General features: G+C 50.3%; 11 protein-coding genes. 5 read left to right on the forward strand and 6 right to left on the reverse strand.

What is annotated here, in order from left to right; translation table 11 throughout:
• Positions 1-51 precede the first annotated feature (51 nt).
• The 5 genes from AC23NW_RS27580 (at position 52) to AC23NW_RS27600 (ending at position 6,639) form a co-directional block, all read left to right on the forward strand.
• Positions 52-2,313 (forward strand): T9SS type A sorting domain-containing protein, encoded by a 2,262-nt coding sequence (locus tag AC23NW_RS27580; protein WP_487453584.1) that lies wholly within the window; start codon positions 52-54, stop codon positions 2,311-2,313.
• A gap of 131 nt (positions 2,314-2,444) precedes the next feature.
• Complete coding sequence (locus AC23NW_RS27585) at positions 2,445-3,686, forward strand: dicarboxylate/amino acid:cation symporter (RefSeq protein WP_487453585.1); 1,242 nt, start codon at positions 2,445-2,447, stop codon at positions 3,684-3,686.
• Between the two features lie 91 nt (positions 3,687-3,777).
• On the forward strand, positions 3,778-4,209 hold the full coding sequence (locus AC23NW_RS27590) for a chromate transporter (RefSeq protein WP_293834464.1): 432 nt from the start codon (positions 3,778-3,780) through the stop codon (positions 4,207-4,209).
• A 183-nt stretch (positions 4,210-4,392) separates the two neighbouring features.
• The gene (locus AC23NW_RS27595) at positions 4,393-5,307 is read left to right on the forward strand and encodes an ABC transporter ATP-binding protein (RefSeq protein WP_487453587.1); all 915 of its coding nucleotides are present in this window, start codon (positions 4,393-4,395) and stop codon (positions 5,305-5,307) included.
• A gap of 12 nt (positions 5,308-5,319) precedes the next feature.
• A complete protein-coding gene (locus AC23NW_RS27600; protein ID WP_487453589.1) occupies positions 5,320-6,639 on the forward strand; it encodes an ABC transporter permease in 1,320 nt (439 codons plus the stop codon).
• A 40-nt stretch (positions 6,640-6,679) separates the two neighbouring features.
• Here AC23NW_RS27600 and AC23NW_RS27605 read toward each other — a convergent pair whose 3' ends face one another.
• The 6 genes from AC23NW_RS27605 to AC23NW_RS27630 form a co-directional block, all read right to left on the reverse strand.
• Positions 6,680-7,711, reverse strand: a complete 1,032-nt coding sequence (locus AC23NW_RS27605; protein WP_487453590.1) for an Rpn family recombination-promoting nuclease/putative transposase — start codon at positions 7,709-7,711, stop codon at positions 6,680-6,682.
• 52 nt (positions 7,712-7,763) lie between these two features.
• Positions 7,764-8,528, reverse strand: coding sequence for an oxygenase MpaB family protein (locus AC23NW_RS27610; RefSeq protein WP_487453592.1), 765 nt, complete (start codon positions 8,526-8,528; stop codon positions 7,764-7,766).
• 51 nt (positions 8,529-8,579) lie between these two features.
• Positions 8,580-9,461: a universal stress protein gene (locus tag AC23NW_RS27615; RefSeq protein WP_487453593.1), complete on the reverse strand. Its 882-nt coding sequence runs from the start codon at positions 9,459-9,461 to the stop codon at positions 8,580-8,582.
• Between the two features lie 137 nt (positions 9,462-9,598).
• Positions 9,599-10,312 (reverse strand): OmpA family protein, encoded by a 714-nt coding sequence (locus AC23NW_RS27620; RefSeq protein ID WP_487453595.1) that lies wholly within the window; start codon positions 10,310-10,312, stop codon positions 9,599-9,601.
• A 20-nt stretch (positions 10,313-10,332) separates the two neighbouring features.
• The gene (locus AC23NW_RS27625; RefSeq protein ID WP_487453597.1) at positions 10,333-11,076 is read right to left on the reverse strand and encodes a lysoplasmalogenase; all 744 of its coding nucleotides are present in this window, start codon (positions 11,074-11,076) and stop codon (positions 10,333-10,335) included.
• A gap of 47 nt (positions 11,077-11,123) precedes the next feature.
• Positions 11,124-13,289, reverse strand: coding sequence for a hypothetical protein (locus AC23NW_RS27630; RefSeq protein WP_487453599.1), 2,166 nt, complete (start codon positions 13,287-13,289; stop codon positions 11,124-11,126).
• Positions 13,290-13,437: the final 148 nt, after the last annotated feature.

The raw sequence follows: 13,437 nt of genomic DNA on the forward strand, positions 1-13,437 counted from the left end.
TTATTGCTATATTTAGTAACCCTTTGTACGCTTCTGCTTACCACACGAGCGATGAGTCAAAGCGTGCCGGTAAACACGCCGGCGAACGCTACTGTCTGTGTCGGTCGACCCGTTTCGATTACGATAAACTGTCCGGTTGAATTCAATAAACCCTCATCAATTACGGTACTCCGGGGAAGTTCAGGCTTCATTATACCCGCTCCACCGGCCACTACGGATGGATTTCAATATGTGAATTCCGCCGTTGGCGTTGGCGTACTAACCTGGAAATCGACAACGAACGCAGGGTTGTATCAGTTCAGAACGAGCTGCCGCGGCAACGCAGCGACGTCTCCGAGAGTAACCGCTGTGTCCTATATCACGGTTTTGCCGCCGCTGTCTCTGAGTATTGCCGCCTCCGAACCATGCGGGCAGGGGCCGGTTTCACTGTCGGCCATCGGCTGTGCAAATGGAGAATTAAAATGGTCGACCGGAGAAACAAGTACGGTTTTGAATTTGAGTACAGTTAATAGCAGCATGACGTATTCGGCAACCTGTACCGTTGGGACGGGTTGTGTGGCGACTGCCAGACGGACCATCGGACCAAAACCAAGTGTTACCTTAACACCGGGTAATCTGACTGTTTGTACCGGCGAAAAAATAAACCTGACCGCACGGTCAGAGACCGGTACCGGCTACCGCTGGAATACCGGCGCAACGACGGCTGCTATTAGTGTTACAGCATCAGGCAGCTATCAGGTGGCCGTGACAGATAGTCGGGGCTGTTCAACGTCAGCCACAGCCAGTGTTGTTGTAGAAAGTCCTGTTTCGGTCACTATAACTCCTCAGTCGCTGACTCTTTGCGAAGGACAAACGGCTATACTGACGGCTTTAGGTTCAGCTAATATTACCGGCTACAAATGGAACACCGGAGCAACATCCGAAACAATTGTTGCGTCAAAAACGGGTACTTATGCCGTTGACGTAACGAATGACGGAGGCTGTAAGGCAAAAGCTGCAACGACCATAACCGTATTGCCAAAGCTCACAATAAAGGCATCGGCCACGGCTGTCTGCGCAAACCAGAACGTATCGCTGGCAGCGACAGGCTGTGAAAGAACAAAATTGTTATGGAGTACAGGTGCCACCGGATCTGAGATTGTTATACGACCATCACAGACCACTGTTGTCTCGGCCACATGTCTTAGCAGCCTGTGTTCAGTGAATAATACGGCATCAACAACGTTAACCGTAGTTGCGCCACCGGCAGCGCCGGCAATTACGGGAAGCCAGACAGCCTGCTTTGGGGGTGTTATCTCATTGACAGCAGTTTGTGAAACCGGCACCGCCCTTTGGAACGGCGCCTCAAAAGATGGCGTATTTGTTGGCACTGCATCACGGGCGGGCGTGCTTATTTACATGGCCATTTGTACAAATGCTGTTAATTGTGCTACGTCATCTATCTATAGTGTAACGGTTGCTGCTCCACCGGTTATTTCAGCTTCATCCAATAATGTGGTGTGTATCGGGGAGCCCCTGACGTTAACGGCAAGCTGCTCTACGGGAGCAGTTGTCTGGAATAATGCCGTAACGGGCAACAGCTTTATCGTCAATACATCAGTAGCAGGCATTAATACCATTGCTATCAGTTGCAGTAATGCGGCCGGCTGTTCAAATCAAATTATACGGCAGGTATCTATCGGATCTCAATCTAGTTTTTCATTAGTGAACACCAGTACATACCCGGCGTCTGGTGCTATACTTATGGCAGATGTTCCGGAAACATTTGTTTACATAGCTCCAAAGCTACCTGCGAATATTGCCTTCGTCGGGTCAGTTTGTGGTAGAGGCGGCGAGTTTTCTTATACCATTACGGCAGCCGGAAATCCTGCTGCCGGATTCGTCTATCAGCAACAGAATACCACGCTGACAGTCCCTGGCTCATTAAGCGGTATTCCGGCACTTGAAGCAGGGAGTTATATTGCTACGATCCGGACAGCGACGGGAGTACGGGTGATAAAATTTTTCATTACAAGCGCATTAGCAGGCCGCAAAGCAACGCCTGAACTCAGTGAGGGAGAATTAACAGTCAGTGTTGTCGGTAATCCGGTGATCAACGATGCTGAGATTGTGGTAAGCGGCGCTGAGGGTAAAACGCTGAATCTGTTCCTGTCGGATATGCAGGGCCGGCCAATACATACGTTTACGCAGCAGGATGCCCCCGCACTATTCCGGTATCAGCTTCCGATGAGTAGCCAGCCATCGGGAATGTATATCCTGAAAGCCCTTACGGATTCCAAACAGAAAAGTATCCGTATTCTGAAAGGGAATTAACCGGTGACGGTAACAGGAAAGCCCTCATGATGAACTCGTGAGGGCTTTCCTGTTTTCAGAAAGACCGTATCGGGCTGTCAAAATTCCCTTTTTCCTGTATTTTTGTGGATACTGCTCTTTCAAACAACTAAATGAAACGACCAAACATTACTACACGTATTTTTCTGGGGATGGTGTTGGGTATTCTGATCGGATACTTTTTCCCGGCAACGGATTCCGGTTTTTCCGGAACCGACCTGAACATTCTGTCTAAGGTATTCCTGCGGCTGATTAAAATGATTATCGGCCCGCTGGTCTTTTCGACGCTGGTGGTCGGGATTGCCAAATTAGGTGATTTTAAAGCCGTTGGCCGGATCGGTCTGAAAACACTGGGCTATTTTTACTTCGCCACCATCCTGTCGCTGATCGTTGGTTTGTTGGTCGTTAATGTCATGAAGCCGGGTGAGGTAATGCAATTGCCACTGCCAGCCAAAGGAACGGATACCGGCATCGAGGCGAAAAAACTGACGTTTGAAAACTTTATTACCCACATTTTCCCGACGAGCTTTATCGAGTCGCTGGCTACTAATGAAATCCTGCAGATTGTCGTCTTCAGTATTTTCTTCGGCATTGCGGTCGGTGCCATCGGCGACCAGGGCAAGATTGTCGTGAAAGCACTTGATGCCATTTCGCACGTTATGTTCAAGGTAACCGGCTATGTGATGGGCTTTGCGCCGTTCGGGGTCTTGGGCGCGATTGCAGCTGTGGTCGCCCAACAAGGGCTTAGTATTCTGCTGGGCTATGCCTACCTGATACTTTGCTTTTTCGGTGGTCTGATCTTCTTTTTGTTTGTCGTACTGTGGGCGATTTGCGCCGTCAATGGCATACCGTATCTCAAATTGCTCGGGCACATAAAAAATGCCGTTATCCTGTCGTTCAGTACGGCAAGTTCGGAGGCCTCGTTTCCGCAGACGATTGAGGCGCTCAGGAAATTCGGCTGCTCAGAGCGGATTATCTCATTTGTACTGCCATTGGGGTATTCGTTCAACCTGGACGGCTCGATGCTGTACATGACGTTTGCGACAGCCTTTATTGCACAGGCGTATGGCGTACCGCTGGATGCACAGCAGCAGATTACGATGATGCTCACACTGATGATTACCTCTAAAGGCATTGCCGGTGTACCACGGGCTTCACTGGTAATCATTGCCGGTACGATGGCTATGTTTAACCTCCCGATCGAAGGTCTGGCCTTGTTGCTGGGTATTGACCAGGTGCTGGATATGGGCCGTTCGGCAACCAGTGTGGCCGGTAATGCCGTCGCCACTGCCATTATTTCCAAATGGGAAGGCGAATGGCATCCGGAAGCGGTTCAGGAAGATGTCGCTGTATAAAAAGTAGCGTCGTGAAGTTGCGAATGTGAGGGGTAATCGGTATGTTAAAGTCTTTAAATCAGAACTTTATTAAACCCTACCCCTTACTCTCATGGCACAAGCCGCAATTTTTGAGTCAGAACTGGCTCCCTACTTTACTACGAAAGCTCCTTTTCAGTTCCCGGTCAATTTCCGCGAAGGATTCGTTAAATACTGGCCGGTTGTTTCGCTGATACTTTTGCTGCTCGCGATTCCGGGACTGCTGGTCTTTTTGGGCATCGGAGCGGCATTTTTACCGGTAGCCGCCGTTGCCGGTGTAGGGTTCACCTATACGATCGCGATGATCATCAGCCTGGCCGGCACCGTACTGGCGGTCATGGCGCTGCCCGGGTTATTCAACCGTAAACGGCAGGGGTGGGTGTTCAGCTACTATGCCCAGTTACTGAGTATTCTGAGCAGTGTTTTTTCAATCAGTTTAGTCGGAATTATACTGGGCCTTTTATTCCTGATGCTGCTTTTTCAGGTCCGGGATTATTATAACTAACCCGGCAATCGTCATACCGGTAGCCGCAGCCGTGCAGGTTGTGGCTATTTTTTTGCCATTTGTGGAAGCCCGCGTCGCTTTATCCCGAAAAGGTTGCGGTTTGTAACGGGCATTATGTAGCTTGCCGTATAATGCACATGGTAACATGGCGCACATTTTGAAACCTAAACGTTACGGTTCTGCATGAACATTTTGGAGACGCATCACATCGTTAAGCAGTACGCCCAGCACCGGGCACTCGACGATGTCAGCCTGAACGTACCCCGTGGATGTATTTTTGGGCTGCTGGGCCCGAACGGTGCCGGAAAAACTTCACTGATCCGGATCATCAACCAGATTACCGGCCCTGACGAAGGCGACGTTTTGTTCCTCGGAGAACGCCTCAAGCCGGATCATATCCGCCGGATTGGTTACCTGCCCGAAGAGCGCGGCCTCTACAAAAAGATGAAGGTCGGGGAACAACTGCTGTACCTGGCTCAACTCAAGGGGTTGAGTGAAAAACAGGCGATGGATAAGCTGAAAACGTGGTTTATCAAGTTCGACATCAAAACCTGGTGGAACAAGAACGTAGAGGACCTCTCAAAAGGGATGCAGCAGAAGATTCAGTTTGTGGCGACCGTTCTGCATGAGCCTGACCTGATTATTCTGGATGAGCCTTTCAGCGGATTCGACCCGATCAATGCCAACCTGATTAAGGACGAGATTCTGGAGCTCAAACAAAAGGGTAGTACTATCATCTTCTCGACCCACCGCATGGAGTCGGTTGAGGAATTGTGTGACCACATTGCGCTGATTAACCGCTCAAAGAAAGTACTGGACGGACCGAAGCTGGCCATTAAAGAGCAGTTTAAGACCCATACCTACCATGTCGACTATCAGGGTGCCATTGATCAGCTGCCGGAGCAGTTTGTCTTGCTGGACAGTAAGTTAACGGAAGACGGGTATACCCGGACAAATATCCGGATTCCGGTCGGGGCCAGCGTAAATGACCTGATCCGCGTGTTACTCGATAAGGTAACGATCCGGTCGTTCGGCGAGAATATCCCGAGTATGAATGAGATTTTCATTAAAGCCGTCGGCGAAGTTCCAACCACTTAATCCTGCTACGACATGAATACAATTTTCTTAGTCCTTAAACGTGAATACCTGGTCCGGGTCCGGAAAAAGTCATTTATCATCATGACGATTCTGGCGCCATTGCTTTCCTTTGGTTTTTACGCAATGATGATTTATCTGGCGGTCAGTTCGGTTGATGAGAAAAAAATCGAGGTGATTGATGCCAGCGGTATGTTTAAAGGCAAAATTCAGTCGACGGATACATACAAGTTTTCCTACCCTGAAGTTGCTTTCGCCGACGCCAAAAAGAACTTCCTGAAGAGCGATTACGATGTACTCGCCTACATTCCGGCTGATATTATGGCCCATCCCGAAGGCATTCAGCTATATGCCGAAAAGGGAGTAAGCTATGAAATCAAGAATGAGATCGAAAAAGCCGTTGAGCGTGAAATTGAGAATATAAAACTGACGCAGGCAGGCATCACGCGCAAAGTGCTGGAAGAGGCTAAAGTAAGTGTCGACTCAGATACGATCAGCCTGAACGAAGAAGGCGAGAAAGAAAGCAGTACCGGAGCCGCCACGGCAGTGGGGGGCATTTGTGCCTTTGTCCTGTACATTACCATGATGATCTATGGGACGCAGGTGATGCGCAGTATTACCGAAGAAAAAACAAGCCGGATTGTTGAGGTAATTATTTCGTCGATAAAACCCTTTCAGCTGATGCTGGGTAAAATTCTGGGCGTTGCGATGGTTGGTCTGACTCAGTTTCTGCTCTGGATCCTGTTAACCGTCGGGCTGTTTACGGTTGCGCCGGGCATTATGCAGAAGCGGGCTGAAATGGCCGGTACTGTTCAGGCACAGGTAACGCAATCTGCGGACGGTGGCAAAAAGACGACCGTGGTTAAGGCAGAAGGGCCGGCGGCGAAAATCATGAAGGCGGTCAGCACGCTGAATCTGCCGTTGATTATCGGTTGTTTCCTGTTCTATTATCTGGGGGGCTATCTGCTGTATAGCGCCTTATTCGGTGCGATCGGAGCAGCGGTAGATAATGAAGCGGATACGCAGCAGTTTGTCTTTCCGATTATGTTACCGATTATTTTTGCGTTTGGCGTTGCCCAGTTTGTGCTGCGTGATCCGGACGGCAGCCTTGCCTTCTGGGCGTCTATGATACCGTTTACTTCTCCGATTGTCATGATGGTCCGGATACCGTTAGGTGTACCAACCTGGGAACTGGCACTGTCGATGGGATTGCTGGTACTGGGTTTTATCGGAACGATCTGGCTGGCATCCCGCATTTACCGTGTTGGTATCCTGATGTACGGCAAAAAACCAACGTTCAAAGAAATGTCGAAATGGCTTTTTTACAAAGGCTGATATATGAAGAAGCCCGGCACCTGATGCCGGGCTTCTTTCGTTAAAGACCGTCTTCCTGTCGAATTTGCAGAACCAGCTCCTCCGTGACATTAAAATCTTCGGCGATCTCAGCGGGTGTTAGTTTACCGCGCTGTAACGCCCGGACGATGCTCTGGCGAATGGCTAGTGCCTTGCCTTTTTCAATTCCCTGTTGTAGTCCTTGCTCAATACCCTTTTCAATACCCTTTTCAATCCCTTGTTGTAGACCTTGTTCGATCCCTTGCTCAATTCCTTTTTCAATTCCCTGTTGTAGCCCCTGTTGCAGCCCTTTTTCCAGACCACGTGCCAGACCCTTTTCTTCGGCGTCCTCGATGTTCGTCTTCCAGACATCGCGCTCAATAACCTGATTTTCGATTGCCTTAATATAGTCAATACGATCCTGACGGCTCAGGCTGTCAAACTCAAGCTTTGCCTGAACCAGTGAGAGGCCTTTCGCACGGGAACCGGGTTTCACCTTATTATTTTTGAGATAATAGATCCACTCATCCAGCGTGTCTTTGGCCAGATCGTTGAAGTAATTGACTTTCAGGATATAGTATTCTGGATAAATGTCATAGACATTCTGAATCGAAAAACTTTTTTGTTGCCGTGTAGATAAACCAAGGGTATCGCCGGTATGTAATCCTTTAAACTCGGTTTTTCCGTGATACACATAATCATCGCCCTGCCCGAGATTAAAGTAAATAATGTTGATCGAATACACTTTCTTAATCTGATGGTACTCCTCACCCAGATTAAAGTGTTCAACCACTGCTTTTGATGTTGCAAACAGCATCCGGAAAAAGTAGTCCTTTTCGCTGTCTGCCTGTAGCTCAATGATAATAAGCTGGCCTTTCGAATTGATCGCCAGCATATCAACGCGGTTGAATTTCAGACGGGCCATATCCTGATTGCTTTCGCTTTCCAGAATCTGCTCAATTTTTATGTCTTCGCGCAGCAACTCCGAGAGGAAACCCTCTAAAATGCCAAAATTCGATTTCTGGCGCAGCAGGCGTTTCATGGCCCAGTCGAATCGGATCAGATTTTTTGCCATACAGCAAGCGTGGTAGGTACGCTGCAAAAGTAGCGAAAAACGGCCGTCAGGGTCAGCTGAATTTATCGAGTGCCTGAATTTGAGCCAGATACTCCGTTGGCAGCAGGGCTCGTTGTATCCACTTTCGCAGACCCAATCCGTTCAGGATACTATACAGGCCTATGGTATAACTTAGCAAAGGCTTTTGTGGTAAGTCCAGCAGCGTATGAACCCGTTGCGGAACCAGCAAGGCCTGGGCCTGCCGGAGCAGCTGAAACCGCCAGTCGCCGAGTTCTTCCCGGTACCGGCGGAACAATTGATCAGTATAGGCAGTGTGTTCCAGATCCTGTTGCAGGTGCTGTTGACGGTCAGTTACCCAATCCTCATAACAGGCTGGTAAATCCGGAATGTTCATGCCTTTGCCAACCTCATAAAACGTTTGGAAAACAGCCTCTTGCTCAGCCGGTGTCAGCGGACGGTGCAGCAGTTGGTAAGCCCGTTCCGAATAATCGATCAGCATATAAAGCACATCCCGGTAGGCCCAGTCAGGAATGGCATAGCCGCGGCTCTTTTCAACACCGGCATGAATGGCACTCATCCGTGAAACGGTTTGATGTGCCTGAGCTGCATCGGCAAACACAATAGCCTGCGCATATTGAACGGTCGAGAAAAGCCGGCCAATCGGATCAGCCGGCAGGCGGCCGGTGAAAAAAAGCCAGTCTACGGCACGGTTCAGCGCAAATTCAGCGGCTGAACCGGCAAAAATCAGTAAGACAACGTCGGCATCACCCCAGATCTGTCTTACAATGGAGTCCGGGCGGACGAAATAACGTTCCATGAATTGTTGTTTACAAGGCTGTTCCGCTACCTTAACGCCCCCCGGAGGGGTTTAGTACGGTATCAGCCCGATCACCGACACCTCTTCATAGTCGGGATAGTCAGGTTGTGGATCCGGCTCGTATAAGGTCAGGATCGGGACGTGCGGTTTAAATGCAAGTTTACGGGTTACACTTGTATTCAGGATAACATCCAGCAGTGATTTTTGGTGCGGGATTGTCACCAGCAGGTCAACCTGGTGCGTATCCAGATAGTCATTGATCCCGTGTTCAACTTTGTCATCGTGAATTATGTAGGCTTCAACTCTTTCCGATTGCAGGTAATTGGCAATACGGTCGCGTTGCTGCTCAATTTCGGCGGAAGTTAGTTTATTTTTTTTGCTGGTGATGGTCAATATTGTCAGTTTCGCGCCTTTGTCGGCCAGAATCTCCTTCAGCGGCAGGAGGGTGTCCATATCATTGATCGACGTAACGTTAACCGCCAGAACAATCTCCCGAACCGGCTTGATTTGGGCAGCGGCTGGCACAATAAGCACATTCGTCCGGCAGTCACGGATCATACCGGTTGCGGTGCTGCCCAGCAGCTGACTCGAGTGCCTGCCGCTTGCCCCGACCAGTACAAAATCGAACGGTTCCTGATGGAGCAAACGTTCGGCCGTACTTACCGGCTCGCCGATACTGGTGTCGGTCTTGTAAGTGTGATAAGCTGGTATTGGCTGGCTGGTTACTTCGGCAAGCAACTTAGTAAGCTGAAGTTGAGATGCTTCTTCTTCGGCTTCAAGCATGGCAGCGGTACCATACGTCAGATCGGCCAGCGGCGGATAGGTATTTACGATCCGGAACGCAGCCGGCGTATGGTCGAACAGCACCTGAGCAAAGCTGATCGCTTTTTTAGATGCGTCTGAGAAATCGGTCAACAGCAGGATTTTTTTCATGGCCTTTACCGTTTTTGTTTGTATGCTGGCTCAGCCTAAGTGGCTGACTAACAATATAAAAGTAGAGAACGGCTTTGGGCCTGCGCATGACCGGTGTCAGCATGCTGCGTGAGTATAGACAGGAAAGTACCTGTTTATTACATCTTCAGAACAACAAACTCAACCCGCCGGTTCTGGCGCTTGTTTTCTTCGGAATCGTTGGGGGCCACGGGTTTTGTATCACCATATCCCTTGTGTTGCAGACGCTCGTCACGGATTCCGTTGTTCGCCAGGTAATTGGCAATCACCTTTGCGCGGTTCTGTGACAGCAGTCTGTTCAGTTGCCGGTCACCGACATTATCAGTATGTCCGGCAATTTCAATGACAAGCTTAGGGTTCCCCTGTAAGGTTTTCAGCAGTTTGTTGAGTTGGGTATATGATTCGGGGCGCAGAATATAACTGCTCTGATCAAAATAAACATTATCGAGCCGGATGGCCTTGTTGAGCTGAAGGTCGCTGAAGACGGAATCCTGTTTTTCCATCAGCGCGATGTGTTCGTACAGGCCGCAGGTGTCACAGGCAATCAGCAGGGTTTCTTCAGTCTCATAATAGCCCTTTACCCGTGTAGTAACAACGAGCGTATCGCTTTTGGTCAGAATCATGGAAAAGGAGTTTCCCGGCTTGCTGACCCCCTGAAATTTTTTCCTCCCCAGCACTGCCTGAACCGAATACTGAGCACTCAGTTCCTGCTGCGTTTTTTCATCGACGGCCTTAATGGTAACGGTTGTCGGATCAGAAACCTTTTTAATGACTTTCTGGCCGGAAGCCATGGTACATAAGCAAACAAGAAGCAGAGAGAGAAGCGTTTTCATGCTGAATAATGAGCGTAAAATCAACGGGTCAAGAGGCTGTCATTTCGCTTCCGGATTCGTTCGTCTGTCAGCTGATGCTCCCGCAGCATACCGATTACGATCAGGTATTGGGCCGCTGCATAGGTAACCATGATCAGCAGGGGCGCAAACGGAACGCGGATAACAAACTTGTTCAGCGCAATAACGGAATCGGAGATCATGAATAAGATGGCTCCGAGGGTCACACGCCGGAAACTGCCTGTCAATACCGCACCGAAGCGGGCCGTTGCCGAAACACCCATGCTGCTGATGCAGACCACATACAATACTACCGGTGTCCAAAGGGGCTGAAGCGCCGTGTTTGTCTCAAACGAGGCACGCAGGTAAAAGACAAATGCCCCGCTGTAAAGAACAAAGGGCAGGGCATGACTCAGCCATTTCAGACCGGTAACAGGATGGCCGTTTTCGCGGGCAGACCGAAAAAAGGCAACGATATAACACAATTGCATCACCAAAAAGGATGCCAAACCCGGTACAAACAGGTCTCTTTCCGGAATCATGAGGAAAATATCGCCGCCCAGGGCAAAGACCATACCCGCCAACAGCCAGCGCAGACTGGCAAACATGGTCAGCAGCGGACGGTGTTGCCAGACAAAGAGCATGAGCGAAATCATGATGAGTGGCTTAAAGCCCAAATGCATCCACGCAATATCAAGCAGGTCTCCACTGATTTCAATGCCGGTTATGGCCCAGAAAACGGGAAAAAGGAGGTTGGTAGCGCGCACGGTTTAGAAAGGTCCATGTAATACGCTCCGAAAATAAACATTCTTTTTTAATATTTTGTCCTGGATCCGTTATTGAAAAAATGTTGTACTGTTTTTATGACCTCTTTGTGGCTTCCGGCAAAGGCATTGACTTTGCGCCAGAGGTCATGTTTCGCATCTTCGGAAAGATACCAGCCCAGAGGTAAGGGGACACCGGTTTTCCGGTCAAGCTGGATAATGTGATAGGGAACCACAGGCTGATAATTGTGCAGCAGGTTTTCGGTGAGGTTTGAGACCGTACCGGATTTCCGCTGGTTCGCGTTCATGGAGGCGACAATCGGAATAAGCCAGTCGAAATACGAATCGGAAACATCGCACTCATCATCCAGCAAGGTATTTTTGAGGTAAAGTACTACCGGCTGAATAACAAACGGCCGTTTTGGGTTTTTGTTAAACTGCTGAATGTCAGGAGTAATGGCTGTCAGAATTGACAAGGCTGTTTCCAGACCGGTGTTATCCCAGTATCCGCCATCAACAACGTGGCCGAACGGGCGGCCGTCAGGATAGGTAATTAACCCGCCCGATGATAACCACGGAAAACGGGCAGTCAGTGAGGCAGCGGTTTTGATCGGAATATCCCGCCGCGTAATACCGTAGATGTCAACCACGTCGCGGAAGTATTGCGAATCCAGCTGAAGGTTACTCAGAATGCCTTTCTGCCCGCTTTCGGTAATAACCGCATTCAGAAACAGACTCGGATGGTCGAGCGAATCAGCCGCCGACCAGAGCGATAAAAAGGGCTTGTCCAGCGAACGGAGCTGTAAATGATGGTAATAGGATGCACTCCAGGCGTCCTCCAGCCAGTTACTGCGGTTGAACTGCCGCACCGGAAAAGGCAGTACTTTCTGCAACGTTTCATGGAAAAGCAGCGCCCCCATAACCGGCGACAGAAAATCGTCGTTGGTCGCCTGCCGGAACTGCCGCTGGTTGGCCGGCGTTACCGTTGCCACATCGCGTCGGAACGTCGTCATAAAAGCCGCTCCGACGCCTCCGCCCGACACCCCGCTGATGGCAAAAAGCTGCTTGTAAAAGCCGGGAATCATTGAGTCAAGCTGCTGGATAACGCCCGTTGTCCAGTTGAGGCTCCGGATTCCGCCGCCTTCTGTTGCCACAATAAAAACGGGCATGGTATCGGTCGGCCACGCGTTACGATGAGCGATCCATTGCCTTAGATGCCGGTGTATCCCCGGCCGGACAATACCGGTGGCTGTACCGGACAGCGTGTCGGCGAGTGCGGCCAGCGACCGGTTGGCGCCCGCCGCCGCCGGGTGAATCAGCGCCGACTGCCGGACTACCGGTCCTGCTTCGGTAAACCGCAACAGGGTATGGTCATTAAAATAACTACAAAGCACGATCCAGCACGTCAGCAGGACCAGTACGGGGCGCGTTGGCCGGTTGAGATAGGTAAGGTAGCTGACCAGAGGCGTAAGCCACGTAAAGGCAATCAGCAGAATGCCGACCGGCCCTGCCTGCCAGATTACCGGCCATTGGTCCGGGATGAAGATCAGTGCCAGCCATAGCGCAAAATTAACAGCCAGCAGGATGTAGCAGATCCGTGAATACGTGTCAGAAAGCCGCCAGATGTCGCGCCAGTGACGGCGGTCGGGTTTGTACAGAAAGGGATCAAAACGAATGTCTGGCAACACCATCCGGAGCAGTTGCCGGTGATACGTAAACCATAACCCCAGGGCAATGGTCAGGCCGTAGAACCAGAGTACGTAAAACAGCTTCCGGTTTTCGGTGCCGGCAAAGGCAAGACTGATCAGCAGCGGTGGCAACAGGCCGAGAATGGCCGGAATCTGGGCAATAAAATCGCTCAGTCGTTCGCGTTCACGGCGGGATTCATGCCGCGGAAAACGGTGAAAGGTATCCAGCAGTTTCGGACCCCGTACGTCGGCCAGTGACAGCAGCAACCGGCCGCAGAACCAGAGGCTGACGCCCCAGGCGATGGTAAAGCCGGTCATGGCCATAAACGGAATATTCGTCAGCAGGTTGGGTGCGCCGGCGTTCAGGGAGCGGAATACATCCTGCACCTGCGGACCACCCGACAGCAGCACATACGCGAGCAGCAGCAGCAGCACGTGGGGCAGCAGATGCCGCAGTACCGCCCACGCGTAAATAATAAAATACTGCACCGAAATAATCACCCGGTGCAATGACCGTACGACTATCATGGCTTAGTATGGTTGAGTATAACGAACGGGGAAGCCCGGGGCCGGCAGGCTACAGGCGCTTCTGTAAATTACTTTTTTCATAACGTTGCTGGTTAAGAATGCATTACTTACCTATATAACCAGCAAGGTTATGGAAGATGTTTAAAAA

It is taken from the genome of Arsenicibacter sp. R0_47 (assembly GCF_057652235.1).